Consider the following 25,907-nt stretch of genomic DNA (forward strand, 5'->3'; position numbering starts at 1 on the left):
CACCTCACACCTCCGCTGTCTTGCGCTGGTAGTCCTCGACCCAGGCCGCCGTCTCGGTGTGCAGGTGGCGGATCAGCACCTCCTGGTCACAGAGCAGGAAGTCGTCGAGCACGCGGGACTCGACCATGGTCTGGGTGGCCTCCAGGGTGTTGGCGTCCTGCAGGCCGTACTCCTTGAAGGACACCGCGGCCAGCTCCTGGGCGATGCGCTCGCGGGGGGTGCGCGGCTGCGGGAAGTACACGGTGCCCTCGAAGATGTGGGTGTTGTGCGACGTCGGCCAGTAGTGGTAGGTCAGGTACCAGCCCTGCCCCCAGAACAGGATCACGAAATTGGGGAAGAGCTGGAACGAGTCCAGTCCCCACGGATCGCACTTCGCCGGGTTGAGCCCCGGCGGCATCTGACCCAGATCCTGCGCGTCCCATGGCCCGAAAAGCCCGCTCTGGCAAATGTCCTCGATCGGCTTGCGCATCTCGTCGGCCATCTCCCAGGCCCGGACACCGGACGTGCTCACGAGCCGGTGCGGACCTTCGATCCGGTAGTGCGGCGCCTCGAATCCCGCCTCGGCCGCGGCCTTCGAGTAGGCGGTGGGCGACTGGTTCGCATGCAGTACGGGTGCGTGATAGAACTCCTGGAACGCATCCATGTAGAGCTTCCAGTTCGCCTTGACCTCTGAGCGGTACTGGAAGCGGGAGGTCATCTTGTCGAACGGATAGCCTCCGAGATCGGTGATCATCGGTCCGAGGAAGTCCCGCAGCGGCTGCTCGGGTTCCTTCGCGAAGTTGACGAAGATGAAGCCTTCCCAGACGTCGCAGTGCACCGGCACCAATCCGTAGCGACTCTTGTCGAGGTCGAAGAACTCCCCCTCCTGCTGCACGAAGGTCAGGTTGCCCTCGAGGTCGTAGCGCCAGGCGTGGTACTTGCAGGTGAACTGGCGGCAGACCCCGCTGGTCTCCTCGAGCGGCATGTCGTTCCACACCAGCTTGTTGCCCCGGTGCCTGCAGATGTTGTGATACGCCTTCACCTCGCCCTTGCCGGTCCGCACGACGATGATCGACGTGTTGACGACCTTGAGCTCCTTGGTGAAGTAGCTGCCCTTGCGCGGCACCTGCTCCACCCGGCCGACGTTCAGCCAGGCGCGCTTGAACACCGCCTTGCGCTCGATCTCGTAGAACTGCGGATCGATCGAATCCTCGTAGGACACCGGCCCGGTGCCCAGCTGCGGATAGTGCTGTGTCCAGCTGCCTTCCGGCGGCTTCGGAAACCGGGCCATATCGTCTCCTCCTCGGTTGTCGATCCGCCCCAGGCCGCCCGCCTTCGAGCGCCGACTTGATTGTGTAGGCAAACCGCCACGCACAGCGGCTTTTTGGGCGATTTCTAGGAACCGACAGTGCCGACGGTATATGCTCGGCCGGGCAATCGCAAGTAGTTGATATTGCCGACCACGGAATGGAGCGCGCGGCGTGCGGTATGACGAACTGTTCATCGGCGGGACCTGGCACACGCCCAGCACCGACGGGCGGATCGAGGTCGTCTCACCGCACACCGAGCAGGTCGTCACGAGCGTCGCCGCCGCGGCGCCCGCCGACGTCGACCTCGCGGTCACCGCGGCACGCGAGGCGTTCGACAGCGGCCCGTGGCCGACCACCGAGCCCGCCGAGCGCATCGAGGCGGTGCGCCGGCTCGCCAAGACCTACGAGCAGCGCCGCGCCGAGATGGCCGAGCTCATCACCACCGAGATCGGCGCCCCGATCAGCTTCTCCCAGCGCGCGCAGGTCGCGCTGCCGTGGTCGATGATCGGCGCGTTCGCCGACCTCGCCGAGACGTACCCGTGGCGGGAGGACAGGCCGGGCCGCTACGGCTCCGACATCCACATCCGGCGTGAGCCGGTGGGCGTCGTCGCCGCGATCGTGCCGTGGAACATGCCCCAGTTCCTCATCGTCACCAAGCTGATCCCGGCGCTGCTCGCGGGGTGCACCGTCGTGGTCAAACCCGCACCGGAGTCGCCGCTCAACGCCCTGCTGCTCGCCGAGATCATCGCCGAGTCCGACCTGCCTCCCGGTGTCGTCGGCATCCTGCCCGGCGACGGAACCGTGGGCGAGCACCTGGTGCGCCACCGCGGGGTGGACAAGGTGTCGTTCACCGGGTCGACCCCGGCGGGCCGGGCCGTCGCCGCCGCGTGCGCCGGAGATCTGCGTCGGGTCAGCCTCGAACTGGGCGGCAAGTCGGCGGCGATCGTGCTCGACGACGCCGACCCGGGTGCGGTCGCGGCGGGTGTGCGCTCGGCCAGCCTGTCCAACAGCGGACAGATCTGCAACGCGCTCACCCGCGTCCTGGTGCCCGCCGCGCGCGCCGCGGAATACACCGACGCACTCGCCGCCGAGATGAGCGCACTGGTGGTCGGCGACCCCTCCGACAGCGCGACGCAGGTGGGTCCGCTCGTGGCGCAGCGCCAGCAGGAACGGGTGCGCGGATACATCGAGGCCGGAACCCGTGACGGCGCCCGCCTCGTGGTCGGCGGCGCCTCGATGCCCGACGGCGTGGACCGCGGCTGGTACGTCCGGCCGACGCTGTTCGCCGACGCCGACAACTCGATGCGCATCGCCCGCGAGGAGATCTTCGGCCCGGTGCTGACGGTGCTGCCCTACTCGGGTGTCGAGCAGGCCGTGGCGATCGCCAACGACTCGGACTACGGCCTGGCCGGCTCGGTGTGGACCGACGACACCGACGCCGGCGTCGACATCGCCGCACGCATCCGCACCGGCACGTTCGGCGTCAACCAGGGGTACCCGATGGACCCGTTCGCCCCGTTCGGTGGCGTGAAGGCCAGTGGCTACGGCCGCGAACTCGGCCGCGAGGGGATCGACGGCTACACCGACACGAAATCCATCGCCGTGGCAGCGGCGAGCAAGGGAGCCTGAGTTGTCCACCGACGCGATCACCGGCCACGAAACGAATTTCGCAAAGCCATGGGCGCCGCACCGGCTCCGGATATATTCGGCCACAGCGATCTTCACCACGGTGATGTTCGTCGGGATGACGATCGGCGTCGGCGTCGGCCTGATCCCGCCGAGTTTCGCGGTGGACGTCATCGCCAACATGTTGTTCGGCATCCCGGTGATCCTGCTGCCCTTCGTCCTGCTCTGGGATGCACCGGGTGAACGGCGGACCCGTCTCGACAAGGCCGCCGAACTGACGTTGTTCTACCTGCCCTACACCGCGTGCAGCCAGATCGGTTACGAGTTGATGTTCCTCATCGGGCATCCGCTCGGCCTCTGGACACCTACCGACGATCCGGGGTGGAAGTGGCTGTGGTGGCAGTACGCGCTGGCCGACACCCGCTATGTCAGCGGCAATACCTGGATCTTCGCCCTCGAGGTGGTCGGGGTGCTCACCGGCACCATGGTCTTCGTGATGTGGACCCGACTCGTCCGGACCACCCTGTCCGACGAAGCGCGGATCCGCTGCCTGTGGTTCGCCTTCGTGGGGTGCGCGATCCTGATGAGCAGCACCGCCGTCTACTTCCTGGCGGAGGTGGGCGCCGGCTTCGAGAACATCGGCCAGGGCGCCTACGGCCTCGGGTTCAAGTTCATCGCCGAGAACGTGCCGTTCATCGTGCTTCCGCCGCTGGTGCTCTACTCGATCCATCTGCAGATCGACTACCTGACGCGTCGGGCCGGCGCCCGAACCCGCTCCGCCTGAACCGAATCCGGTGTGCGCGGCTCAGGTCGTCTCCGTGCGGTTCAGCTCGGTGAGCGCGTGCAGCTGCTCGAGGTAGTGCTCGAGTGAGCGGTGGACGAAGCGCGCGGAGAGGGTCGTCGTGCCGCAGGCGGCCAGGGCATCCAGCGACTGTCGCGTCGCATCAGGCTCCCCCACCGGGTCGAGCGCGCGTTCGGCGGGCATGACGATCTCGAAATCCGGCGGTAACTCCACGTCGTCCAGCCACTCGGCGGCCTGCGCGGCGGAGACGTAGTAGGGACACCATCCGTCGGCGAGCGTGACCGCCCGCCGCAGGGACCGCTTGGTGCGGCCTCCCACCCAGATCGGCACCTGCGGCTGAAGCGCGCACGGGTCGACGGTCAGCCCACCGAACGAGTAGAACTCACCGTCATAGGCCGGTTCGTTACTCGGCAGCGCCGCCCGCAACGCCCGCAGGGCATCGTCGGCACGGGCGCCGCGATCGTCGAATGGCGCGCCGAGCAGATCGAACTCTTCCTTCAGCGAGCCCACGCCGACGCCGAGTATCAACCTCCCGCCACTGACATGATCCAATGTGCCGTAACGCTTCACGACGGCCAGCGGATGGTGGTAGCCCAGCACCAGGGTCATGGTGGCGAACCGGATCCGGTGCGTGCGCGCCGCCGCGTAACCGAAGGTGGCGAGCGGGTCCCAGTAGCGGGCGCCACGGCGACCGGTCTCGGTGGCGGGAAGTCCGATGTGCTCGCTGCACGTCATGTGGTGGTAGCCCAGCTGATCCGCGGCCTCGGCGACCCGCCCGATCGCCTCGATCCCGGCATCCCGCTCCCACCCCAGCCGGGCGCCCGCGACATTGGTGACCACAGGCGTGGCGATGCCGAGCTTCACCGCAGCGGCTCCTCCCCCGCCAGGATCGTGCGGTGCATGAGGCGGCCGCTGTCCGCGGCGTACGGCAGGGCCCGGTGCATGGTGCCGGTGTTGTCCCAGATCAGCAGGTCCCCCACCTGCCAGTCGTGCCGGTAGACGTACTGCGGCTGCGTCGCCCAATCACGAAGTCGGGCAAGCAGTGCGCGACTCTGCTCCACCGGCATGCCCTGCACGTAATCGGCCGTGGCACCCAACAGCAGCGATTTGCGTCCGGACCGGTGTGTCCAGACGACCGGACATTCCTTCGTCGCCGATTCCTGCCAGAACGCGATCTCGTCGTAGCTCATCTCGGGTGTCACGTAGTACTGCGACCGTTCCGCGCTGTGCACCACCCGCAGGTCGGCGATCCGGTCCTTCTCCGGCTGCGGAAGGTCGTCGTAGGCGGCGTAGGTGTTGCAGAACTCGGTTTGTCCGCCGGTGTCCGAGAGCGTCACTCCCCGCAGCAGTGTCGCCAGGTTCGGGTAGGGCTGCAGCGAGCCGTCGAAGTGCCAGAACAACGAGCCCTTCAGATATTTCGCGCGCTGGTTCACCGTGTCGTCCAGCGAGATCTTGTAGATGCCGTCCTGGCCCTCTCCTGCCACCACGGTGCCCAGCGTTGCGGCGATCGCCACCTGCTGCTCGTCGGTGATCTCCAGGCCCCGGAAGAAGATCACTCCGCGCTGTTCGAGCGTGGCGCGAATCTGCGCTGCCGCCCGGCCACTGAGCAATGTCTCGACATCGGTGGTGATCTCACTGCCGATCCGCGGGGTGAGGTCGCGGATCTGCAACTGATCGGCGGCGGTGCTCATGTCACTCAACTCGACCTCGTCAGGATCGTGGTGGCCGAGTGCTTCACCCGCGGCTGGTTCCACAGCTCCACCGCCAGGGAGACGGTGATCAAGGAGTACAACAGGTTCCGCAGGTTCGCGACGTCGTCCGGGAGCGGCTCGGCGTAGTCGAACTTGTCGACGTAGGCCACCGCGTCCTCGGCAACCGGGAAGACCTGGTCGTAGAAGGCCCGTATCTCGTCCATCGAGGTGTTCACCCGCTTGACGTAACGCTGGTGGCCGTCCTCGATCGCCCAGTCCGCGACCAGGTGCTCGAGGTGCGAGAAGCCCTCGGGCAGTGCGGTGGTCACCGGGCGCGGACTCGTCGTGCCCGTGCTCATCGGCGGTTCCCCTTCGCGCGTTCGCCCGCCTCGACGTGGTCGCCGACCATCTTGTGCAGGTGTCGCAGCAGGATCTCCTCGTCGTTCATGGTGAAGTGCGTCAGCGCACCGCTGTTCAGCATCGCCTGCAGTCCTTCCGAGGGGCTGGCGTCCTCCAGGATGATGTCGTTGAGGTAGGTGACCGTGAGTTCCTGACCCAGCCGCTCTTTGTGTGTTCTCGGTGGCTGGTAGAACATCTCGGTCTCGAAGATGTGCGAGTGCGGCCCGGTCGGCCAATGGGTGTGCACGGTGAAGCCGGACGCCCCGAAGATCAGCACGAAGTTCGGGAAGAACTGGAACGAATCGAAGCCGTATTTCTCCGAGCGGGTCGGATTCATCCCAGGCGGCAGGGGTCCGCGCTCGGTGCGCTTGGTCCAGGGGCCGGCCGCGCTGGCCTCCATGACACATTCGATCGGCTTCGAGTACGGCGTCCGCCGGGAGGGTTCTCCGGAGAACGAGTACATCCGGTGCGGATCGCTGAGCCGGTAGGCCAGGGCGTCGGTGAACGGATTCGGCTTGTTGAGCGCTTCCCGGGCTTCTGCGGTGACGCTGCCGAACGACGAAGCGTGCAGGTACGGGCCGTGGTAGCTCTCGGCGAAGCCGTCGACGAATATCTTCCAATTGCACTGCAATTCGGCCTTGAAGCGGTAGACCTGGTGCGGCCCGTCGAACGGGTACCCCTCGATGCCGTGCGCGAGGTCGCCGAGGAACGAGCGCAGCGGATCGGTGTTGTTCGGGTCGAGGTTGACGAAGATGAAGCCCTCCCACACATCGCACTGGATGGCGGGTACGCGGCAGCTGTCGGCGTCGAAGTCCAGCAGCAGGTCCTGGCGGGTGGCCGAATGCAGTGACCCGTCGAGGTGGTAGCGCCAGCCGTGAAAGCGGCAGTAGAGCAGTGGCGCCCGTCCGCTCACCTCCTGGAACGGGTCGTCCTCCCACAGCATCTTGTTGCCGCGGTGCGGGCAGATGTTGTGCATCGCGCGGATCACGCCGTCCTTGCCCCGCACGACGATGATCGAGGTGTTGAGGAACGTGAGCTCGCGGGTGAAGTAGCACCCCGAGCGCGGCACCTGCTCGACGCGCCCCATGTACAGCCAGGTCTTCCTGAAGACGTGTTCGCGTTCCTTCTTGTAGAACTCCTCGGACACGCAGTCCTCGAGGGACACCGGACCGCGGCCGAGGTCGGGGTACGCGTCGGTCCAGTGACCGCTCTCGGGTTTGCTCACCAGGGCTTCGGAGCTCATGTGATCCTCCTGCACTGAACGCGTCGCCGGTGGCGCGACGATGTGCCGAAGCTACCGCCGGGCACATCGGTGAAACAGGTGCGAAACCGCAACATGCTGTTGCATATTTGGGACGACCCGCCGCCGTCAGGAGCCCGAATGGAACAGCACCTGTCCTTCGACCTCGGCGCGCTGCTGGTGTTCGGGAAAGTGGTGGAGGCCCGCAGTCTGTCGAAAGCCGCGACATTGCTCGGCATGCCCAAGTCCACGGTGAGCCGCAAGCTGGCGAAGCTGGAGGCCGATCTCGGGATCAAGCTGTTGCGCAAGAACACACATCAGCTCACCGTCACCGACCTCGGTGAACAGATCTACGGTCACGCGGTCAGCATCCTGACCGAGGCCAACGGCGTCCGCGCACTGGTCGAGGGCAGCAGGCATGAGCCACAGGGCGAGCTGCGGGTCGCCATTCCGGTGTTCGTCGGCACCGATTACGCGTCCCGTGTCGGCGCCACATTCCTGCGGCGGTATCCGCACACCCGGCTGGACATCCGGCTCGTCGACAACTTGGTCGATCCCGTCAAGGACGGGTTCGACGTCGTGTTCGGCACCGGGCCGCTTCAGGATTCGACGTTGATCGCCCGCAAGGTGTTCGACCTCGACCTGTTCCTCTGCGCCTCCGCGCGCTTCGTGGCGCAACTGGGCGCGCCACTCACCATGCCGGCACACCTGGACGGCCTGCCGTTCATCGACTTCGGATTCGGCGGCGCACGCAAGCTGACGATCAGCAGGGACGACATGCGGTGCGAGGTGGCGCCGCAGGTGCGGGCGCGGGCCAACAACTTCCAGGTGTGCAAGCAGTACATCCTCGAGGGGCTCGGCGTGGGCGCCATGCCCACCCAGATCATCTGCACGACCGAACTGCGTGAGGGCACCATCGTGCCCGTCCTGCCGGAGTGGCGGCCCGACCCGCTGGCCGTGCACATGATCTATCCGTTCGAGCTGTCGTTCTCGACGTTGATCAGCGCCTTCTACGACACGGCCCGTGAGATCATCGTCGAGAACACCGCTCGCGCCTGAGGGGTCGGATCCGTCAGGGCAGCTTGATCGCCGACGTGTACATCGCCACCATCGGCCGGTAGAGGTCGACGTCGTCGAGTTCGCTGCTCAGAACGACGGAGTCGCTGGTGGCGACCAGCACCTGAGCGAAGGTCAACGGCGGGATCAGCAACGTCCCGCCGAGCCTGTCGATGCCCTCGACGATGAACTTCGCGAGTGCCTCGACGACCTCTGACCTTTTCTCGGCCACCCGCTCGCGGACGTCGGGGTTGCGCAGGAGGTACAGGGTGAACTCGTGCCCTAGCGCGGCATGCTCGGCACCCCGGTCGCGGCTGAGTTGGCGCCACCGCGCTGCGATCTCGTCGAGTTCGCGCGACCCGATCTGCTCCGCCGATGACATGACATCCGCGAAGTTGTCGAAATAGCGCCGCCAGTACCGGTCGCTGACGGCCAGAAAAAGGTCTTCCTTCGTAGCGAAGTGCTTGTAGATCGCGCCCTTGGTGTACCCCGCCGCGTGCGCGATGTCGTCGAGAGTGGCCGGCGTGAAACCTTTTTCAGCGAAGACGTCTTCGGCCGCATCCAGCAGCAGGGAACGCGTGTGCTCGAGCCGTCGTTCCCGCGTCCAGCGCTCGACCATGAAAAAAAGTGTGCCACAGAATCTGAGAAACTTGTTGGCCGCCGAGATACTGACTGGTATCTTTCGCCATGAGCCGCGTGGGGTCGCGGGGGTCCAGGGAGGCGTCGTGAGCAATCTGTCGAACAAGAAGCCCGCAGTGACCGAGTCACTCGGCGGAACGGCCGAACTCGGCGCCCAGGTGCAGGCCAAGAGCAAGCCCGTCCAGATCTGGGCGGCATTCGGCGGCGCGATCCTGCTCCTGCAGGTGTACGTGTGGACCAAATGGGTCACCGGACCATATTTCGAGCAGGTGCCGGCCGGGCCGACCCCACTGCCGTTGCACATGAAGATCCCGCTCATCGCGAACGCGGTCATTCTCTGGGTCGCCTTGCCGTTTGCCGTCTACTACTTCTTCATCCGGCCGTGGCGCCGCGAGCGAAGGATCACGTTGGACGGCATGCTGGTGCTGTCGATGGGCCTGATGTTCTTCCAGGACCCGTTCCTGAACTACTTCAACACGTGGTGCACCTACAACACCTGGCTGTTCAACCGCGGCGCCTGGACACCGCATATCCCCGGATGGTTTTCACCCGACGAACCAGGGCGCATGGTGCCCGAACCGCTGCTGACGAACTCGGTGGGGTACGCGTACGGAGTCCTGCTGATCACGATCATCGGATGCGCGGTGATGCGCAAGATCAAGTCGCGCTGGCCCAACATCACCAACTTGCGTTTGATCCTGGCGACCTTCGCGATCGCCTTTGTCTTCGACTTCGTGATGGAGGCGCTGGTCCTGTTGCCGACCGGGCTCTACACCTATCCCGGCGCGATTCGTGCGGTGTCCTTCAATGCCGGCACGTATTACCAGTGGCCGGTGTACGAGGGGCTGATGTGGGGCGGCGTCCAGACGGCCCTGTGCTGTCTGCGCTTCTTCACCGATGATCGCGGCCGCACGATCGCCGAGCGCGGGTTGGACCGGGTCCGCGGCGGGTTCGTCCGCCAGCAGTTCGTCCGGTTCCTGGCGATCTTCGCCGCGGTCAGCGCATGCTTCTTCGTTCTCTACAACATTCCCGTGCAGTGGTTCGCCATGCATGCCGACCCCTGGCCCGAGGACCATCTGAAGCGGTCGTACTTCAATGGCGGCGTCTGCGGCGAAGGAACCGAGATGCCGTGCCCGGACCCGACTCTGCCGCTGCCGAGCAGATGGTCCGGCTACATCAACAACGACGGTGAACTCGTGCTCCCCGAGGGCGCCGAGGTTCCCAAGACCGTGCCCATCGAACGAGGCGAGTGACCCGTCAGGGCATCTTGACGGCGGAGACGTACATCTCCACGATCGGCTGATAGAGGTCGATGTCATCGAGGTGGCTGCCCAGCTCGACCGCGTCGGTGGTGGCGATGATGATGTGGGCGAACGTCGTCGCCGGGATCAACAGCGTCGCGCCGAGACTCTCGATACCCTCCACGATGTAGCGGGCGAGCTGGTCGACGACCTCGGATCGCTTGGCGGCCACGCGTTCCCGCGCCTCGGGGTTGCGCAGCAGGTACAGGTTGAACTCGACGCCCAATGCCGCATGCTCGGCGCCGCGGTCACGGCTCAACTGGCGCCACCGCTCGCCGATGTCTTCGAGCTCACGTGGCCCGATGTGGTCCGACGACGACATGATCTCGGCGAAGTTGTCGAAGTACCGCCGCCAGTACCGGTCGCTCGCGGCCAGGAACAGCTCCTCCTTGGTGGCGAAGTACTTGTAGATCGCACCCTTGGAGTAGCCGGCCGCCTTGGCGATGTCATCGAGAGTCGCCGGAATGAAACCTCTTTCGGCGAACACCTGCTCCGCGGCATCCAGCAGCAGCGAGCGCGTGCGCTCGAGGCGTCGCTCGCGCGTCATCGGCTCGACCATGCGGCAATTCTTCCACAGAATTTTTTCGAACCCTTGGTCATTGAGATACTCACTGGTATATTTTCGACGCATCGGCCACTTCAGAGGGGAGCTGTGGGGTCCATGGGATCGACAAGTGCGGAGGAGACGGTGTCGTGAGCGATCTGTCCAGCAAGAGGAAACCCGTTCTCACCGAATCGCTCAGCGAAGCGGCACTCGGTGCGCAGCCACAGAAGAAGATCACGCCGGTGCGGGTGTGGGCCGCCGTCGGCGGGGTGATCCTCGCCTTCCAGCTCTATGTGTGGATCCGCTGGATCAGCGGGCCCAACTTCGAGCGGGTGCCCGCGGGCCCGAGCGATCCGCCGACGTTCATGAAGGCGATCCTGTTCACCTGGACAGCCGTGATCGTGGTGGGGCTACCGGTCGCCATCTGGTGGTTCCTCATCCGGCCGTGGCGCAGGGAGCGGCGAATCACCCTCGACGGCATGCTGTTCGTCTCCTGCGGCCTGCTGTGGTTCCAGGATCCGCTGCTGAACTACTTCAGCACCTGGAGCACGTACAACACCTGGATGTGGAACATGGGCTCCTGGGTCCAGGACATTCCGGGATGGGTGTCGTACGGCGAACCGGGCGCCATGATGGCCGAGCCCGTCCTGATGAACGCCCCGGGTTACTTCTTCGTCCTGCTGTGCACGATGCTGGGCTGTGCCGTGATGCGCCTGGCCAAGAGGCGATTCCCCAACATCAACACCTTCGGCCTGATCGGTGTGGTGATCGCCTGGACGTTCTTCTTCGACTTCGTCATCGAGGGCCTGTTCCTGATGCCGATGGGCCTGTTCACCTATCCGGGCGCCATCCAGGCGCTGTCGGTCAACGCCGGCACCTACTACCAGTGGCCGCTGTACGAAGGGCTCATGTGGGGCGGCGTCCAGGCCGGCCTGTGCTGCATGCGCTACTTCACCGACGACCGTGGCCGCACCTTCGTCGAGCGTGGACTCGACCAGGTACGAGGCGGTTTCGTCAGGCAGCAGCTCACCCGATTCCTGGCGATCTTCGCCGCCTGCAGCGCGTTCTTCTTCGTCTTCTACAACATCCCGGCGCAGTTCTTCGCCATGCACCAGGACCCGTGGCCGGACGACATCTTGAAGCGTTCGTACTTCCTGATGGGCATCTGCGGTGAGGACACCGACCGGCCGTGCCCCGACCCGGCGCTACCGATGCCGCTGACGAATTCCGGCTACATCAACCACGACGGTGAGCTCGTCCTCCCCGACGGCGTCAAGCTGCCCGTGAACGTTCCGATCGAGCGAGGAGAGTAGATGCGCAACAGTACTTCTGCGGTGATCGCCCCCGTGCCGAACGCGCCGTTCTACCGTGCGGTCGGCGACGAGGTGCAGGTCTTCCAGGCCGCGGCCCGCCGAGGTCTACCGGTGCTGCTGAAAGGCCCCACCGGTTGCGGGAAGACACGATTCGTCGAGGCGATGGCCTATCAGCTGGGCCGGGAACTGATCACGGTCGCCGGCCACGAGGACATGACGTCGGCGGATCTGGTGGGCCGGTTCCTGCTGAAGGGCGGGGAGACGGTCTGGGTGGACGGCCCGTTGACCCGCGCCGTGCGCGAGGGCGCCATCTTCTACCTCGACGAGGTGGTCGAGGCCCGCCAGGACACCACGGTGGTGATCCATCCGCTCGCCGATCACCGCCGTGAGCTACCCGTCGACCGCCTCGGCACCACCCTGCAGGCGGCGCCCGGATTCCAGTTGGTCATCTCCTACAACCCCGGCTACCAGAGCGTGCTGAAGAACCTCAAGGAGTCGACGCGTCAGCGCTTCATCGCCATCGAGCTGGGCTACCCCTCCCCCGAGGTCGAGACCGAGGTGGTCGCCTATGAAGCCGGCATCGACACCGAGACCGCCCGCGCTCTGGTCAAACTCGCGTACGCCATCCGGAATCTGGACGGTTCGCCGTTGCGCGAAGTGTCGTCCACCCGCATGTTGATCCTCGCCGGCGGCCTTGCCGCCGAAGGGCTGAATCTGCGCAGTGCCGTCCACGCGGCTGTCGTGCAGGTGCTCTCCGACGATGCCGATGTCATCCGGGCCCTCGACGAACTCGTCAACACGGTCCTACCCCCGACGTGACCGACGCCCCGGGTCCGGAGAGCCCGGACCGGTTCCGCTTCCTCGCGACCTACATCGCGGGGCGGTCCGTCGACGTCACAGAGGCGCCCGCCGGCCAGCCAGCGCACACCAACGGCCAGTTCATCTTCGTCTCGGCCGGGGGTTCGGTCGAGGAGCAGCGCCGCGAGATGCTGCTCCAGGCAGCGCTTCTCGGCGCAGGCAGCCTCGATCCGCGGATGGTGAAGGGGCTGCGTGCCCGCGCCACCCTCGCTCGTCGCTACCTGGCGCTCGAAGGTCGACGCACACTCGCCGAACTGGCGCAACGGATTGCACTCGATCCCGCGCTCCTGAGTTCGGGGCAACCGAGCACCGCGACCTCCGACGAGTCACTCCGGGTGGCCAGGAGCCGTGCCGAGGTCGCCGACCCACCGGAGTGGTTCGGCGCCATCAAACCCTCCCGCTTGCTCGCGGTGCCCGCCGGACCCGGTGGTCAGGCCACCAACAAAGACCTCCAGCTGAAGTTCGATCCCATCGACATGCCCGAATCGGAGGAGGGCGACGAAGACGAGGACGAGGACGGGGGCAAGGCCGGGGACAGCAAGATCCTCAAGCTCTTCGAGAGCCCTATCTTCAACAACCAGTCCATGTCGGACTACATGCGCAAGATGTTCGGCGGATCACGCTCCCCCGGCGAGGGCGCCGCGGGCGCGGAGATGACGGTCCGCTCCACCCGTCGGGTGCACGAGATCGGCGCGAACGCCCGTCCGCTCCCCACCCGGATCCAGTTCACCGACGACGGCAAACCCGGCGCCGCGGTGGGCGTCGGCGGCGCCCTGTACCCGGAGTGGGACGTCTTCAACGACCGGTACAAGCCCGACTGGTGCCGGGTGATCGACTTCCCCCTGACCGTCACCGCCGACGTCTCCGATGCCGGCGTCGCGCACGACGACGTGCTGCGGCGCCGCCTGGCCCGGGTCGGACTCGGCCCCAAGGTCCTGCGCGGCCGCGCCGACGGTGACGACCTCGACATCGAGGCTCTCATCGACCTGTTCGTCGACCTGCAGTCGGGCTTCTCCGGAGCCGAACACGTCTACCTGGAGCGCCGCAAACTCGCCCGCAATCTCGGTGTGCTCATCCTGATCGACGCCTCGGGGTCCGCCGTCGACGCCGACGCGGACGGCCTCGCCGTGCACGACCACCAGCGACGGGCGGCCGCCACGCTGGCCGTGACACTGGAGGAACTCGGTGACCGCGTGGCCGTCTACGCGTTCCGATCCCAGGGCCGCCACGCCGTGCACCTGCCGGCCATCAAGACGTTCGACCAGAATTTCGGCGCCGTCGGTCGGGCCCGGCTCAACCAGCTCGAGCCGGCGAGCTACACCCGTCTCGGCGCCGGGATCCGCGGCGCGGGAGAGGTCCTCAAGAACAACGCGGGCACGCCGAACCGGCTGCTGCTGGTGCTCTCGGACGGCTTTCCCTACGACGACGGATACGAAGGTCGTTACGCGGAAGCCGACGCGAGCAAGGCCCTCGAGGAGCTGCGCACCGAAGGCGTTGCGTGTCTGTGCCTTTCCATCGGCGCGTCCACGGGAACCGATGTGCTCGAACGCGTCTTCGGCTCCGCGAGCTACGCCAGCGCGCCGGTCCTGGCCGAACTCAGCCCGCAGATGGACGAACTGTTCATGTCCGCACTCGCAGAGCTCGCCGCTCCGAAACCAGCGAGGGTGTGAGGACCGGCCCCGGCCGGTCACCCGTCGAGCGAGTCCCAGAACCGGGTGAGGGCCGCGGCGCCCGCGGCGGGATCCTGCACCATCCACCAGTGGCCCAAGCCGTCGAGCACCTCGGTGCGGGCGCCGGCCCGGTCGGCCGCCCGGCGCCGCATCTCCTCGGTGCCGACGAAGGGATCCTCGGTGGCCAGCAGCGACAGTCCCGGCCGGGCCGCGGCGTTCTCCAGTGCCTTCCCGGCGTCGGCCAGCACCGGCTGGCGCGCGGACCGGTAGACCGCCAGGATGGCCCGGCCCATCTCCGGGCCCTGCGCTCGGGCGAACGACGTCGCCACGTCGTGCGGAACGCCGAACGCGGCCAGCTGCTGCGCCCGGTCCTCCACCGATCCGTCCTGCATCATCGCGACCAACTGCTCGCCATCCCCCGGCGTCTGGAACCCCTGGGCCATGTCGTGCCACACGTACTCGGGATCGAACAGGCCGACGACGTCACTCGCCCAGCTGCGCACGAGCTCGGGCCGATGCATCACGGCGTTGACGACGTGGCCTCCACCCCAGTCGTGTCCGACCAGGTCGACGGGTTGATCCATCCGCTCCAGCTCCTCGACGAGCCAGTCACGGTAGGCGAGGTAGGTCGCCGGGAACCCGTCCGGGAGGGGAGCGCCGAATCCCGGCGGCGACAACCGCACCACATCCGTACGCCCGAGCGCGGCGACGAGCGGACCCCAGACGGCGTCGGTCTCCGGATTGCCGTGCACCAGAACCACCGTCACGTCACGATCCTCCCATGGCCGAAGCGCGCCCCACACAGCTGCACCACCGCAACGTATCAAGTACTTAACATTTTGGTCGAGGTGCGCTAAGACTGAAGGAATGCTCGACTCGGAGAAGATCCTCGTCACCGGCGCCACCGGCAAGATCGCCTTCCCGATCGCCCGTGCCCTGGCCGGACGCAACGAGGTGTGGGGCGCCGCCCGCCTGCGGGACCCCGCGGACCGGGAGAAGCTGTCCGCCGCCGGGATCACTCCCCTGGCGCTCGACATGAGCACCGGCGACTTCTCCGCGCTGCCCGACGATTTCACGTACGTCTTCCACGCCGCCGTCGACACCGGCACCGACGACTGGGCCGGCTGCCTCACCACGAACGCCCAGCACTCCGGCGATCTGCTGCACCACTGCCGCGGCGTCAAGGGCTTCGTGTTCTGCTCGACCGGTTCCATCTACGGCTACCAGGGCCGGCGGCCGCTGCGAGAGGACGACCCGCCGGGGGTTCCGCTGCGTGCGAACTACAGCTTCTCCAAGGTCGCCGCCGAATCGGTCTGCACCTGGATCGCGAAGCGGTTCGACATCCCACTCACGATCATCCGCATCTGCTCGACATACGGGCCCGAAGGTGGGGCACCCGCCGATCGGCTGGAGATGATGCTGGCCGGCAAGACGATTCGGTTGCATCCGGACCGTCCGAACAACTACAACCCCATCTACGAGGACGACTACGTCGAGTTCGGCATCCGCGCGATGGAGGTCGCAGGCACGCCGCCGGTGGTGGTGAACTGGGCGGGCAGTGAGACCGTCAGCGTCGAGGACTACTGCGCCTACCTCGGGTCGCTGGTCGGTGTCGAGCCGGTGTTCGACTACCGTGCCGACGCGCACACGCCGCTGTGGCCCGATGTGACGCGCATGCACCAGATTCTCGGCCGGACGAAAGTGCCATGGCGCGAGGGCTTCCGGCGCATGGTCGCGGCGCGACACCCAGAGCTCGCACTCGCCGAGTCCCAACCCCCCACCGCTGGAGGCGCGCAGTGACACTGCCGGGAACACCGTCGGATCAACTGGACGGCGTACTCGCCGCCGGACGGGGCGACATCGGCACCCTGTTCGTCTCGATGGCGCGCCGCCACCCGGACGGCCGCGACGCCGAGTACCTGCGCTGGCACACCCTCGACCACCGGCCCGAGCAGCACCGGTTGCCGGGTGTGCGGGCGTCGGTGCGGTTGGTCTCGACCCCGCAGTGCCGCGCGGCGCGCCCGGCAGGCGACGAGCGCTTCGAGGCGATCGATCACGTGATGACGTATTTCTTCACCGACCGGACCGGCCTGACGGCGTTCAACGAACTGTCCACAGCGCTCGGCGACGGGGGTCGCAAACTGGCGCTGCTGCCACCGGTTCAGCGCGGCGTCTACACCGTGACCGACAAGCAGGCGGCCGCACGGATCAAGGTGGGCGCCGATGTGCTGCCGTGGTGGCCTTTTCGTGGGGTGGTGCTCATCCTGGAGACCGGGGACCGGACGCCGACCGGACTCACCGATGTCGAGGGGGTGGCAGGAACCTGGTCCGCCACCTCACACCGGGTGGACGCGAGTCTCGCCAGTGCGGACGACGGCCAGCTGCTGACGTACTGCTTCACCGACGACGACCCGGTGACGGTCGCCGGGCGGTTGGCTCCCGCGCTGGAACAGCGCTGGGCCGACGGTGATGCGGAGCCTCTGCTGGTCGCGCCCTTCCACACCGTCGTGCCGCATGAATGGGATCGCCATGTGCCGTAGCGAGTCGCGATGAGAATCGGTCTGATGGTCGGTTCCGACCGGGAACGCCCGCGCGCGCAACGGCTCGACGGCCTACTCGCCGACGGAACAGCCGCAGAGAACGCCGGATTCGCGTCGTTCTGGTTCCCCCAGGTGCCCGGCTATCTCGATGCGATGACAGCGGTCGCGCTGCTCGGCCGGGTCACCGAGCGCATCGAACTCGGCACGGCCGTCGTGCCCATCCAGACCCGGCACCCACTGATCATGGCGCAGCAGGCCTTGACGACCCAGGTGGCGTGCGGCGGACGGTTCGCACTCGGCATCGGGCCCTCGCACTACTGGATCATCGACGGACAGCTCGGCCTGTCCTACGATCGGCCGGCCCGGCAGGTGGCCGAGTACCTCGACGTGCTCGGTGCCGCATTGTCCGGTCCCGGGGCGGTCGACGTGGAGAACGGCGGCCATCGCGTTCACGGAACCATCGACGTCACCGACACTTTCACCACCCCGATGCTGATCGCCGCGCTGGGACCGGTGATGCTGCGCCTGGCCGGTGAGCGGGCCGGCGGCACCATCCTGTGGATGGCCGACGAGCGCACGATCGACAGCCACATCGCCCCCCGGATCACCGCCGCGGCCGACGGCGCGGGCCGCCCGGCGCCCCGGATCGTCGCCGGCGTCCCGGTCGCGCTGTGCGCCGCGAGCGAGGTGGACGACGCCCGCGCGTACGCCAGCGAGGTGCTCGGCCACGCCGACTTCTCCCCCAACTACGTCCGCCTGCTCGAGCACGGCGACGCACAGGATGTCGGCGACACCATGGCGGCCGGTGACGAGTCGGCGGTGGTCGCCCGGTTGCGCCGCTACCGCGACGCCGGTGTCACCGACCTCGCCGCCCGGGTGGTTCCCCTCGGCGCCGACACCGCGGCACGGCGGGAATCGCGCCGTCGCACCGAGGAATTCGTGGCCTCGCTCGCGGCCGACCTCACCTAGCACCACTTCGCCGCGAGTGTGCGCGACAGTCAGTTCAGTCTGCGCACCGGATCGCTGCCGTCCCAGCCGGTGACGGCGGCGCGGATCATCGCGTCCAGGCCGACGATCGCGTCGCTGCGTTCGGTGATCTCGTAGATCTCCGCCGGACCCGCCTGCGGCTCCACGTAGGCGAACCGGACACCGACGTCCTGGCCGCCGGACCACACCACCGGCCATCCCCGGTCCGCGGCGCTGCGCAGCGCCGCGTCGACATCGTCGACCCACCATGCCAATTGATGGAACCCGTGGCGGCCGGAGGCCAGGAACTCCGAGTAGACCGACGGCGCGTCGTCCTCCTGCTGGATCACCTCGATCTGCATGTCGCCGATGTTGGTCATCCCGATCGACAGCGTCACCTCACACGGCTCACCGCGGTACAGCCCCGCCTGCCGCAGTCCGCGCAGCACGAACCATGGACCCACCCCGGCGGCCAGCCACCCGTCCAGTGCTCGATCGAAGTCGTCCACCACGTAGCCGAACTGGCGGACCGGACCGGCGAACGGCGACTCGGGCACACGTCGACGGTACGGCTGAAGTTGGTCATCGGTCAACTCTTGTGAAATGCGAGAATACTGCTAGATTCGGCGTTCATGGCGGTGACGGGCGGTCGGTCGATGGTTGACCGTGGTCAGCGCCGAGCGTCGCTACAACAGGCCCGGTCGCGGGAGACCAAGCGCATGCTGGTGCAGGCAGCGATGGCGTTGTGGCGCACCAACGGCTACGCCGGGACCACCGTCGCCGACATCTGCAGGGCCGCAGGCGTCTCCAAGGCGCTGTTCTACTTCTACTTCCCCCGCAAAGAGGACGTGCTGTTCGAAGTCGGCGTGATGTCGACGCAGTCTGCTCGGCGGACGGTGCTCGCGATGATCGACAGGCCGTTCGAGCTGAGCCAGGCGATCGCCGCCGCGCTCGCGGATCTGGAGAAGTCGATGGGGCGCAACCCCCCCGAACTCGTCATCGCCGCCATCCTCGAGGGCTATCGGCACGAGCACCGGATCCTCGCGGGCGAGGAACCGGTCGCCGACGAGGCGGGGATGTTCACCGAACTGTTCGAGAAGGCCCAGCAGAACGGCGCATTGGCGGACCACGTCGACGTCACCCACCTGGCGTACCTGGCCCACACCCTCGTCAGTGAGGGCGCCCGGCACTGGGCCGCAGGCGCCTTCGGCGACCGCTCGTTCGCCGCCGTCGTCGGCGCGGACATCACGGCACTGATCACCGGTCACAACCGGGCCGAATCCCGATAACGAAGGAGACCACGATGGCGTGGGATTTCGAGACCGACCCCGAGTACCAGAAGGTGCTGGACTGGGCCGACGAGTTCGTCCGCGAGGAGGTCGAACCACTCGACCTCGCCTTCCCACACCAGCAGTTCACGCCGCTGGACGAGAACCGGCGCAAGGTCATCGGCCCGCTCAAGGAGGAGGTGCGCCGCCGCGGGCTGTGGGCCACGCACCTGGGCGCCGACCTCGGCGGTCAGGGCTATGGGCAGTTGAAGCTGGCGCTGCTCAACGAGATCCTCGGCCGTTCGCAGTGGGCTCCCATCGTTTTCGGCTGCCAGGCGCCCGACACCGGCAACGCCGAGATCATCGCGCACTACGGCACCGACGCCCAGAAGGAGCGCTATCTGCGCCCGCTGCTGGACGGTGAGATGTTCTCCTGCTACTCGATGACCGAGCCGCATGCCGGTGCCGACCCGACGCTGTTCCGCACGAGCGCGGTGCGCGACGGCGACGACTGGGTGATCAACGGCCAGAAGTTCTTCTCGTCGAATGCCGCGACCGCGTCCTTCCTCATCGTGATGGTGGTGACCAACCCGGATGTCAGCGCCTACCAGGGAATGTCGATGTTCCTGGTGCCCACCGACACCCCCGGCGTCGACATCGTGCGCAACATCGGGCTGTACGGCGAGCGTGAGAACGAGGGCAGCCACGCCCTGATTCACTACGACAACGTCCGGGTGCCCGCGGAGGCGCTGCTCGGCGGTGAGGGTCAGGCGTTCGTCATCGCGCAGACCCGGCTCGGCGGCGGTCGGATCCACCACGCCATGCGCACGATCGGCCTGGCCCGCAGAGCGATCGACATGATGTGCGAACGGGCGCTCAGCCGGGAGACCCAGGGCAGCCGGCTCTCCGACAAGCAGTTCGTGCAGGGCTACATCGCCGACTCCTACGCACAGCTGCTGCAGTTCCGGCTGATGGTGCTCTACACGGCGTGGGAGATCGACAGGTACAACGACTACAAGAAGGTCCGCAAGGACATCGCCGCGGTCAAGGTGGCGATGCCGACCGTGCTGCACGACATCGCCTGGCGCGCCATGCAGGTTCACGGCGCGCTCGGGGTGACCAACGAGATGCCGTTCCTCGGCATGGTGACCGGCGCCGCGGTGATGGGCCTGGCCGACGGGCCGACAGAGGTGCACAAGACCACGGTGGCCAAGCAGGTACTGCGCGACTACCGGCCCACCGACGACGTCTGGCCCACCGAGTGGATTCCGCGCAAGCGCGAGGCGGCCCGGGCGAAGTACGCCGACTTCCTGGAGAACGAGGTCGGCAACCTGTGAGCGACTCGGACAGCGGCTTGGACACCGCGCGACTCACCGCATGGATGGACGAGGCCTCGCTGCCCGGTGCGGGAGAGCCGCTCGAGACCCGCTTCCTGTCCGGCGGAACGCAGAACGTGATCTACGAGATCCGCCGCGGCGCAACGAATTGCGTGCTGCGCATGCCCCCGCCCGGCGCCCCGCCCGACCGGGACAGGGGCATCCTGCGGGAGTGGCGCATCATCGAGGCGCTCGACGGCACCGAGGTGCCGCACACCGCCGCGATCGGGGTGTGCGCCGACCCGGCGGTGCTGGGCCGGCCGTTCTACCTGATGGGATTCGTGGACGGCTGGTCGCCGATGGATCAACGGCACTGGCCCGAGCCGTTCGGTTCCGACCCCGCCGCCCGGCCCGGCCTTGCCTACCAGCTCGCCGAGGGCATCGGGCTGCTGTCGAAGGTCGACTGGCGTGGTCGCGGGCTCGCCGATCTGGGTAGGCCCGACGGATTCCACGAGAGACAGGTAGACCGCTGGACCGGATTCTTCGACCGCATCAGAGGCCGCGACATCGACGGCCTCGACACCGCCACCGCGTGGCTGCGTGCCCATCGGCCGATCGACTTCGTCCCCGGCCTGATGCACGGCGACTACCAGTTCGCCAACGTCATGTACCGGCACGGCGCACCGGCTCGGATGGCGGCGATCGTCGACTGGGAGATGGGCACCGTCGGCGACCCGAAGCTCGACCTGGCGTGGATGGTGCAGAGCTGGCCTGTCGACACGGCCGATCCCCAACCGTCGGAGATGGATTACGTCGACATGCGCGGGATGCCGTCGCGCGACCAGGTCGTCGCGCACTGGGCCGAGGTCTCCGGACGGCAGGTCGACGATCTGGACTACTACCTGGTGCTGGCCCGGTGGAAGCTCGCGATCGTGCTCGAACAGGGCTACCAGCGTGCGGGTGACGACGAGAAGCTGCAGGCGTTCGGTCCGATCGTGCCCGCGCTGATGGCCTCGGCCGCCGATCTCGCCGAATCCACCGACTACCGGTGACGACGATCAGAGCCGCCGTCTGCCCGCGGTACGGGCCGCCGGAGGTGGTGCGCATCGAACGGATGCCTGCGCCGGTTCCGGCGGCCGGGCAGGTGCGGGTGCGGGTCGAGGCCGCCGCGGTGAACTTCCCCGATGTGCTGCTGATCGCCGACGACTACCAGCTCAGCGTCGCGCCACCGTTCGTGCCGGGCAGCGAGTTCGCCGGCACGGTCGTCGAATGCGGTCCGCATACAACGGATGTCGCGGTCGGCGACCGGGTGAGCGGCACCGGGATGTACGGGGCGTTCGCCGAGGAGGTCGCGGTGGCCGCCGACGGCGTGCAGCGCATCCCCGACGGTGTGGACATGCCGACCGCGGCGGCGTTCGGGGTGGCCTATCGGACGGCCCACCACGCGTTGCGTTCGACGGCGCGGATCGGCGCAGGCGACCCGCTGATCGTGCTGGGCGCCGGTGGCGGTGTCGGGCTGGCCGCGGTGACGCTCGGCGCGGCACTGGGCGCCGAGGTCGTCGCGGTCGCCTCCTCCGCGGAGAAGCTGGCCGCCGCCACCGAACACGGGGCCCGCCACGTCGTCGACCACCGTGCCGGCGGGCTGCGCCAAGCGTTGCGCGCCGTGGTTCCCGACGGCGCGGCCGCGGTCGTCGACCCGGTGGGCGGGTCCCTGTCCGAGCCCGCCCTGCGGTCGCTGCGCCGCGGTGGCCGCTTCGTCACGGTCGGCTTCGCCTCCGGTGAGATCCCGCGCATCCCGCTCAACCTGGTGCTCGTGAAGGGCGTGCAGATCGTCGGATTCCAGTTCGGTGACGTCGACCCCGGCGAATACACCCGCAACGAGAGCGAATTGCGGGCGCTGTTCGAGTCGGGACGCGTGGCCCCGCACATCGGCGCGGTCTACCCGCTTGCCGACGCGGCGTCGGCGCTGCGTCGGGTGGCCGACGGTCAGGCCGTCGGCAAGGTGGTCATCGACCTCCGGTGATCCGCGTCAGCCGGCCGGGATCAGATCCGCGGCCACCGAGGGACACGCCATCTCGCCGCAGCGGAAGGTCTCGATGTAGCCCACGCCGTCCGGGTCGCCCACGGCGGTCAGCGCCTGGGCCTTGAACGCCCGGGCTGCCGCGCTGAGTTCGTGCCGTACCGCGTCGACGTTGCTCTCCAGCTCGGCCGGCCACTGCTCACCCCACAGGGTGACCTCGGTCATGCCCTGGTTCAGCGCGGTGAGCACATGCATGCGCACCCGGGGGTCGGCGGCGAACATGTCGGCCGACACCGCGACGGTCTGCGGATGAGGCCGCTGGGCCCATGACTGCAGCACCGATTCGAGATCCATCACGACCGCGCCGAGGATCTCCAGCGGCCGCACGTCCTCGCCGTCGCAATCGAGCAGCACGGTGACGTCCCAGCCCGCCATCGCGCGGTCGTAGAGCCAGCCGCCGGCGAACTTCACGGCGTCGCACACCGAGGGGGCGACGACGTCGAGCCGGTACCTCATGTCGAATTCCACGCTCACTTCGCCATCACCACGCTGTGGTCCGCCACGGGGGTGAACTCGCGGGCCAGCATCTCGGCGTACCCCTTGAACGCCTCGGTCAGGGGTATCGAAGGATCGAGTAACCATGAGGTCTCCATTCCGTTGACGAAGGCGAGGATCTCGACGGCCTTGGTGGCCGCGTCGATCCCCTGGCGATACCGACCGGCGAGCTGACCGCGTCGGATGATCTCGGCCACGATGTCCACCGCGGCTCGGTGCCGTGTGACGAGCCGGTCGTGCAGCGGCGCGTCGGGCGCGATGTTCTCCACCAGCAGCACGGTGAACGTGCCCACCAGTTCGGGCGCCCGCTGGAAGCGTTCGGCCACCCGCGCGATCTCCTGGAACAGGTCGCCGGAGCGGTCCGCGTGGGTGTCATCGTCGAAGTCGCGGGCGTCGAGCACCGCGTTGAGCAGCTGTTCCTTGGATTCGAAGTGGTGCAGCAGCCCGGCGGGCGTGACGCCCGCCTCGCGAGCGATCTGGGCCAGCGAGGTGTTGCGCCAGCCGTTGCGGGCCAGCAGCCGTTCGGCGACTCCGAGGATGCGCTGACGACGGTCCTCACCCTTGGCGAGCAATGTGGCGTAGGGCCGTGGCGACTGCAGCGCGGACACCGAACTCCTTCGTTCAACCAACCGACTGAACACACAGTAGGTTGGTTTGACCGGTGTGACAAGAGTCTCATCAGACAAAGGTTTCGGGAGCCGATCACACGCTGGTCACGTGCGGCGGGTGCCGCGACCAAGGTGGCAGAACCCGCCCCGAGCCCGCGCTGGCGAGCGCACGATGTGGGGGCGCAGACACACCGAGGAGGCCACCATGACCAACCCATCATCGACCGTCGACCATCAAGCGGTGGCGACCAAACACCGCGCCATGTGGGCCACCGGTGACTATCCGAGGCTCGCGGCGGAGCTGGTGTCGCCTCTCGGGCCCGTGCTGGTGGCCGCAACCGGGATAGCGAAGGGCGACCGCGTGCTGGACGTGGCGGCCGGCACCGGCAACGCATCGATCCCCGCCGCGCAGACCGGGGCGAGTGTCGTCGCCAGCGATCTGTGCCCGGATCTGTTGGAGGCCGGCGCCCGGTCGGCCGCCGAGCGCGGCGTCGACCTCGAGTGGCGCGAGGCGAACGCGCACGAACTGCCGTTCGGCGACGACGAATTCGACGTGGTGATGTCGTCCATCGGCGTGATGTTCGCACCGTTCCACCAGCAGGCTGCTGACGAGATGGTGCGAGTCTGCAAGCCGGGCGGCAGGATCGGGCTGATCTCCTGGACACCCGAGGGGCACATCGGCAAGTTGTGGGCGGCGATGAAGCCGTACGCTCCGCCACCCCCCGAGGGTGCGCAGCCCCCGCCGCTGTGGGGCCGGGAGGATCACGTCCGCGCCCTCCTGGGCGACCGCGTCACCGACGTCGTCACCGAGCGCAGGATGCTGAAGGTCGACCACTTCGCCGACGGCGCGGAGTTCCGCGACTACTTCAAGGCCACCTACGGGCCGACGATCGCGGTCTACCGCAACATCGAAGGCGACCCGGACCGGGTGGCGGCGCTCGACGCGGAGATCGCCGAGGTGGGTGACAGCGTGCTGGACGCGTCGAAGAGCATGGACTGGGAGTACCTGCTGCTGACCGCGGTCAAGGCCTGACGGACGCGGCTCTACAGGCCGAGCGACTTGGCGATGATCACCTTCATCACCTCGCTGGTGCCCGCGTAGATGCGGGCCACCCGCGCGTCCGTGTACAGCCGGGCGATCGGGTACTCCATCATGTACCCGTAGCCGCCGAACAACTGCAGGCAGCGGTCCACCACGCGGGCCTGCATCTCGGTGCAGAACAACTTGACCCGTGCCGCGTCGGCGGGCGACAGTTCGCCGTCGACGTGCAGCGCCACCGCGCGGTCGAGCATCGCCTGGGCCGCCTCCACCTCCGTCGAGCAGGAGGCCAACTCGAACTTCGTGTTCTGGAAGGACGCCACCGGCGTGCCGAACGCCTTGCGGTCACGGGTGTACCCGATGGCCGCGGTGATGGCCGAACGGGCCTGGGCGACCGAACCGACCGCCACCGTCAGCCGCTCCTGCGGCAGGTTGTGGCCGAGGTAGGAGAACGCCTCGCCCTCCTCCCCCAGCAGGTTCGCCGCGGGCACCCGGACGTCGGCGAAGGACAGCTCGGCGGTGTCCTGCACCTTGCAGCCCATCTTCTCGAGCTCGCGGCCTCGGGTGAAGCCGGCCATACCGTCCTCGACCACCAGCAGCGACAACCCCTTGCGCCGGTTGTCCGGGTCGGTCGACGTGCGGGCCACCACCACGACCAGGTCGGCCTGGATCCCGCCGGTGATGAACGTCTTGGCGCCGTTGACGATCCAGTCGTCACCGTCCCGCACCGCGGTGGTGCGCACCCCGGCGAGGTCCGAACCCGTTCCGGGCTCGGTCATCGCGACGGCGGACAGCAGGGTCCCGTCGGCCAGACCGGGGAACCAGCGACTGCGCTGTTCGTCGTTCGCGTAGTGCAGGAAGTACGGCAGGATCACCTCGAGCTGCGTGCGCACTGTCGACAGCGTCACCAGCGCCCGCGCCGCCTCCTCCTGCAACACCACGTTGTAGCGGTAATCGGGGATGCCCGAACCGCCGTACTCCTCCGGGATCGCCATGCCGAGCATGCCGAGCGCGCCCATCTGTTTGAAGACGTCGCGAGGCATCCGGCCGGCCTTCTCCCACTCCGGGTAGCTCGGCACCACCTCCTTCTCGACGAAGTCGCGGGCGAGCTGCCGGAACGCCTCGTGGTCCTCGGTGAACAGGTTCCGCTGCATGGGTCTCCTAGCG

The 25,907-nt window shown here is 67.6% G+C and carries 27 protein-coding genes; 15 read left to right on the top strand and 12 right to left on the bottom strand.

All coding sequences use genetic code 11. The features are described 5' to 3' along the window. Positions 1-4 precede the first annotated feature (4 nt). The gene (locus tag ACPCHZ_RS26355; protein WP_423487455.1) at positions 5-1,270 is read right to left on the bottom strand and encodes an aromatic ring-hydroxylating oxygenase subunit alpha; all 1,266 of its coding nucleotides are present in this window, start codon (positions 1,268-1,270) and stop codon (positions 5-7) included. 190 nt (positions 1,271-1,460) lie between these two features. Here ACPCHZ_RS26355 and ACPCHZ_RS26360 point away from each other — a divergent pair, with 190 nt between their 5' ends. Together ACPCHZ_RS26360 and ACPCHZ_RS26365 are read left to right on the top strand one after the other, a co-directional pair. Further along, complete coding sequence (locus tag ACPCHZ_RS26360; protein WP_423487456.1) at positions 1,461-2,918, top strand: aldehyde dehydrogenase; 1,458 nt, start codon at positions 1,461-1,463, stop codon at positions 2,916-2,918. Between the two features lies 1 nt (position 2,919). Continuing rightward, entirely contained in the window at positions 2,920-3,699 is a 780-nt protein-coding gene (locus ACPCHZ_RS26365; RefSeq protein WP_423487457.1) for an emopamil-binding protein, read from the top strand. A 21-nt stretch (positions 3,700-3,720) separates the two neighbouring features. Here ACPCHZ_RS26365 and ACPCHZ_RS26370 read toward each other — a convergent pair whose 3' ends face one another. From ACPCHZ_RS26370 to ACPCHZ_RS26385, 4 genes are read right to left on the bottom strand one after another with little or no spacing between them, the layout of a single operon-like run. Further along, positions 3,721-4,581, bottom strand: a complete 861-nt coding sequence (locus ACPCHZ_RS26370; protein ID WP_423487458.1) for a TIGR03619 family F420-dependent LLM class oxidoreductase — start codon at positions 4,579-4,581, stop codon at positions 3,721-3,723. After that, complete coding sequence (locus ACPCHZ_RS26375) at positions 4,578-5,408, bottom strand: TauD/TfdA dioxygenase family protein (RefSeq protein ID WP_423487459.1); 831 nt, start codon at positions 5,406-5,408, stop codon at positions 4,578-4,580. Before ACPCHZ_RS26375 ends, ACPCHZ_RS26370 begins: the two co-directional genes overlap by 4 nt. A gap of 5 nt (positions 5,409-5,413) precedes the next feature. After that, a complete protein-coding gene (locus ACPCHZ_RS26380; RefSeq protein WP_423487460.1) occupies positions 5,414-5,767 on the bottom strand; it encodes a hypothetical protein in 354 nt (117 codons plus the stop codon). Then, positions 5,764-7,050, bottom strand: coding sequence for an aromatic ring-hydroxylating oxygenase subunit alpha (locus ACPCHZ_RS26385; RefSeq protein ID WP_423487461.1), 1,287 nt, complete (start codon positions 7,048-7,050; stop codon positions 5,764-5,766). Before ACPCHZ_RS26385 ends, ACPCHZ_RS26380 begins: the two co-directional genes overlap by 4 nt. 138 nt (positions 7,051-7,188) lie before the next feature. Here ACPCHZ_RS26385 and ACPCHZ_RS26390 point away from each other — a divergent pair, with 138 nt between their 5' ends. Then, a complete protein-coding gene (locus ACPCHZ_RS26390) occupies positions 7,189-8,106 on the top strand; it encodes a LysR family transcriptional regulator (protein WP_423487462.1) in 918 nt (305 codons plus the stop codon). Between the two features lie 13 nt (positions 8,107-8,119). On the opposite strand, the gene ACPCHZ_RS26395 is transcribed toward ACPCHZ_RS26390, so the two are convergent. Further along, positions 8,120-8,722, bottom strand: a complete 603-nt coding sequence (locus ACPCHZ_RS26395; protein ID WP_423487463.1) for a TetR/AcrR family transcriptional regulator — start codon at positions 8,720-8,722, stop codon at positions 8,120-8,122. A 106-nt stretch (positions 8,723-8,828) separates the two neighbouring features. On the opposite strand from ACPCHZ_RS26395, the gene ACPCHZ_RS26400 reads away from it, so the two are divergent. Further along, on the top strand, positions 8,829-9,995 hold the full coding sequence (locus tag ACPCHZ_RS26400; RefSeq protein WP_423487464.1) for a spirocyclase AveC family protein: 1,167 nt from the start codon (positions 8,829-8,831) through the stop codon (positions 9,993-9,995). 4 nt (positions 9,996-9,999) lie between these two features. On the opposite strand, the gene ACPCHZ_RS26405 is transcribed toward ACPCHZ_RS26400, so the two are convergent. Then, complete coding sequence (locus ACPCHZ_RS26405; protein ID WP_423487465.1) at positions 10,000-10,602, bottom strand: TetR/AcrR family transcriptional regulator; 603 nt, start codon at positions 10,600-10,602, stop codon at positions 10,000-10,002. Positions 10,603-10,736: 134 nt separating this feature from the next. On the opposite strand from ACPCHZ_RS26405, the gene ACPCHZ_RS26410 reads away from it, so the two are divergent. The 3 genes from ACPCHZ_RS26410 to ACPCHZ_RS26420 are packed head-to-tail and all read left to right on the top strand — an operon-like array spanning position 10,737 to position 14,428. Further along, entirely contained in the window at positions 10,737-11,900 is a 1,164-nt protein-coding gene (locus ACPCHZ_RS26410; protein WP_423487466.1) for a spirocyclase AveC family protein, read from the top strand. After that, the gene (locus ACPCHZ_RS26415) at positions 11,901-12,719 is read left to right on the top strand and encodes a CbbQ/NirQ/NorQ/GpvN family protein (RefSeq protein ID WP_423487467.1); all 819 of its coding nucleotides are present in this window, start codon (positions 11,901-11,903) and stop codon (positions 12,717-12,719) included. Then, positions 12,716-14,428, top strand: coding sequence for a nitric oxide reductase activation protein NorD (locus ACPCHZ_RS26420; RefSeq protein WP_423487468.1), 1,713 nt, complete (start codon positions 12,716-12,718; stop codon positions 14,426-14,428). Before ACPCHZ_RS26415 ends, ACPCHZ_RS26420 begins: the two co-directional genes overlap by 4 nt. A gap of 17 nt (positions 14,429-14,445) precedes the next feature. On the opposite strand, the gene ACPCHZ_RS26425 is transcribed toward ACPCHZ_RS26420, so the two are convergent. After that, complete coding sequence (locus ACPCHZ_RS26425) at positions 14,446-15,195, bottom strand: alpha/beta fold hydrolase (protein WP_423487469.1); 750 nt, start codon at positions 15,193-15,195, stop codon at positions 14,446-14,448. Between the two features lie 100 nt (positions 15,196-15,295). Between ACPCHZ_RS26425 and ACPCHZ_RS26430 the strand changes: the two genes are divergently transcribed. Genes ACPCHZ_RS26430 through ACPCHZ_RS26440 form a run of 3 tightly spaced genes read left to right on the top strand, consistent with a single transcriptional unit; the run spans position 15,296 to position 17,937 of the window. Then, on the top strand, positions 15,296-16,228 hold the full coding sequence (locus ACPCHZ_RS26430) for an NAD-dependent epimerase/dehydratase family protein (protein WP_423487470.1): 933 nt from the start codon (positions 15,296-15,298) through the stop codon (positions 16,226-16,228). Then, the gene (locus ACPCHZ_RS26435) at positions 16,225-16,968 is read left to right on the top strand and encodes a hypothetical protein (RefSeq protein ID WP_423487471.1); all 744 of its coding nucleotides are present in this window, start codon (positions 16,225-16,227) and stop codon (positions 16,966-16,968) included. Before ACPCHZ_RS26430 ends, ACPCHZ_RS26435 begins: the two co-directional genes overlap by 4 nt. A 9-nt stretch (positions 16,969-16,977) precedes the next feature. Continuing rightward, complete coding sequence (locus ACPCHZ_RS26440; RefSeq protein ID WP_423487472.1) at positions 16,978-17,937, top strand: TIGR03564 family F420-dependent LLM class oxidoreductase; 960 nt, start codon at positions 16,978-16,980, stop codon at positions 17,935-17,937. A gap of 29 nt (positions 17,938-17,966) precedes the next feature. Here ACPCHZ_RS26440 and ACPCHZ_RS26445 read toward each other — a convergent pair whose 3' ends face one another. Beyond that, the gene (locus ACPCHZ_RS26445; RefSeq protein WP_423487473.1) at positions 17,967-18,491 is read right to left on the bottom strand and encodes a VOC family protein; all 525 of its coding nucleotides are present in this window, start codon (positions 18,489-18,491) and stop codon (positions 17,967-17,969) included. A gap of 75 nt (positions 18,492-18,566) precedes the next feature. Here ACPCHZ_RS26445 and ACPCHZ_RS26450 point away from each other — a divergent pair, with 75 nt between their 5' ends. From ACPCHZ_RS26450 to ACPCHZ_RS26465, 4 genes are read left to right on the top strand one after another with little or no spacing between them, the layout of a single operon-like run. Further along, entirely contained in the window at positions 18,567-19,223 is a 657-nt protein-coding gene (locus ACPCHZ_RS26450; RefSeq protein WP_423487474.1) for a TetR/AcrR family transcriptional regulator, read from the top strand. Positions 19,224-19,237: 14 nt separating this feature from the next. Beyond that, a complete protein-coding gene (locus tag ACPCHZ_RS26455; RefSeq protein WP_423487475.1) occupies positions 19,238-20,539 on the top strand; it encodes an acyl-CoA dehydrogenase family protein in 1,302 nt (433 codons plus the stop codon). A 44-nt stretch (positions 20,540-20,583) separates the two neighbouring features. Further along, positions 20,584-21,570 carry a phosphotransferase family protein gene (locus tag ACPCHZ_RS26460; RefSeq protein ID WP_423487561.1) on the top strand — a complete coding sequence of 329 codons (987 nt, stop codon included), beginning with the start codon at positions 20,584-20,586 and terminating at the stop codon, positions 21,568-21,570. A 5-nt stretch (positions 21,571-21,575) separates the two neighbouring features. Further along, positions 21,576-22,541, top strand: a complete 966-nt coding sequence (locus tag ACPCHZ_RS26465; protein ID WP_423487562.1) for an NADPH:quinone oxidoreductase family protein — start codon at positions 21,576-21,578, stop codon at positions 22,539-22,541. Between the two features lie 6 nt (positions 22,542-22,547). Here ACPCHZ_RS26465 and ACPCHZ_RS26470 read toward each other — a convergent pair whose 3' ends face one another. Both ACPCHZ_RS26470 and ACPCHZ_RS26475 read right to left on the bottom strand, forming a co-directional pair. Further along, a complete protein-coding gene (locus ACPCHZ_RS26470; protein ID WP_423487563.1) occupies positions 22,548-23,054 on the bottom strand; it encodes a hypothetical protein in 507 nt (168 codons plus the stop codon). Positions 23,055-23,068: 14 nt separating this feature from the next. Continuing rightward, positions 23,069-23,701: a TetR/AcrR family transcriptional regulator gene (locus tag ACPCHZ_RS26475; RefSeq protein ID WP_364984456.1), complete on the bottom strand. Its 633-nt coding sequence runs from the start codon at positions 23,699-23,701 to the stop codon at positions 23,069-23,071. Positions 23,702-23,906: 205 nt separating this feature from the next. Here ACPCHZ_RS26475 and ACPCHZ_RS26480 point away from each other — a divergent pair, with 205 nt between their 5' ends. Next, a complete protein-coding gene (locus ACPCHZ_RS26480; RefSeq protein WP_423487476.1) occupies positions 23,907-24,734 on the top strand; it encodes a class I SAM-dependent methyltransferase in 828 nt (275 codons plus the stop codon). 11 nt (positions 24,735-24,745) lie between these two features. Here ACPCHZ_RS26480 and ACPCHZ_RS26485 read toward each other — a convergent pair whose 3' ends face one another. Next, entirely contained in the window at positions 24,746-25,894 is a 1,149-nt protein-coding gene (locus ACPCHZ_RS26485; protein WP_423487477.1) for an acyl-CoA dehydrogenase family protein, read from the bottom strand. Between the last annotated feature and the right edge of the window lie 13 nt (positions 25,895-25,907).

Origin of the sequence: Mycobacterium sp. NPDC050041, from assembly GCF_049541695.1 — a bacterium.
Lineage (GTDB): Bacteria > Actinomycetota > Actinomycetes > Mycobacteriales > Mycobacteriaceae > Mycobacterium.

What these genes read in the sequence shown, in the direction of transcription:
- ACPCHZ_RS26460 (WP_423487561.1), top strand. Translation starts at nt 20,584, where the DNA reads ATGGACGAGGCCTCGCTGCCCGGTGCGGGAGAGCCGCTCGAGACCCGC.
- ACPCHZ_RS26455 (WP_423487475.1), top strand. Translation starts at nt 19,238, where the DNA reads ATGGCGTGGGATTTCGAGACCGACCCCGAGTACCAGAAGGTGCTGGAC.
- ACPCHZ_RS26430 (WP_423487470.1), top strand. Translation starts at nt 15,296, where the DNA reads ATGCTCGACTCGGAGAAGATCCTCGTCACCGGCGCCACCGGCAAGATC.
- ACPCHZ_RS26470 (WP_423487563.1), bottom strand. Translation starts at nt 23,054, where the DNA reads ATGAGGTACCGGCTCGACGTCGTCGCCCCCTCGGTGTGCGACGCCGTG.
- ACPCHZ_RS26390 (WP_423487462.1), top strand. Translation starts at nt 7,189, where the DNA reads ATGGAACAGCACCTGTCCTTCGACCTCGGCGCGCTGCTGGTGTTCGGG.
- ACPCHZ_RS26480 (WP_423487476.1), top strand. Translation starts at nt 23,907, where the DNA reads ATGACCAACCCATCATCGACCGTCGACCATCAAGCGGTGGCGACCAAA.
- ACPCHZ_RS26375 (WP_423487459.1), bottom strand. Translation starts at nt 5,408, where the DNA reads ATGAGCACCGCCGCCGATCAGTTGCAGATCCGCGACCTCACCCCGCGG.
- ACPCHZ_RS26355 (WP_423487455.1), bottom strand. Translation starts at nt 1,270, where the DNA reads ATGGCCCGGTTTCCGAAGCCGCCGGAAGGCAGCTGGACACAGCACTAT.
- ACPCHZ_RS26450 (WP_423487474.1), top strand. Translation starts at nt 18,567, where the DNA reads ATGGCGGTGACGGGCGGTCGGTCGATGGTTGACCGTGGTCAGCGCCGA.
- ACPCHZ_RS26485 (WP_423487477.1), bottom strand. Translation starts at nt 25,894, where the DNA reads ATGCAGCGGAACCTGTTCACCGAGGACCACGAGGCGTTCCGGCAGCTC.
- ACPCHZ_RS26380 (WP_423487460.1), bottom strand. Translation starts at nt 5,767, where the DNA reads ATGAGCACGGGCACGACGAGTCCGCGCCCGGTGACCACCGCACTGCCC.
- ACPCHZ_RS26440 (WP_423487472.1), top strand. Translation starts at nt 16,978, where the DNA reads ATGAGAATCGGTCTGATGGTCGGTTCCGACCGGGAACGCCCGCGCGCG.
- ACPCHZ_RS26385 (WP_423487461.1), bottom strand. Translation starts at nt 7,050, where the DNA reads ATGAGCTCCGAAGCCCTGGTGAGCAAACCCGAGAGCGGTCACTGGACC.
- ACPCHZ_RS26405 (WP_423487465.1), bottom strand. Translation starts at nt 10,602, where the DNA reads ATGGTCGAGCCGATGACGCGCGAGCGACGCCTCGAGCGCACGCGCTCG.
- ACPCHZ_RS26415 (WP_423487467.1), top strand. Translation starts at nt 11,901, where the DNA reads ATGCGCAACAGTACTTCTGCGGTGATCGCCCCCGTGCCGAACGCGCCG.
- ACPCHZ_RS26395 (WP_423487463.1), bottom strand. Translation starts at nt 8,722, where the DNA reads ATGGTCGAGCGCTGGACGCGGGAACGACGGCTCGAGCACACGCGTTCC.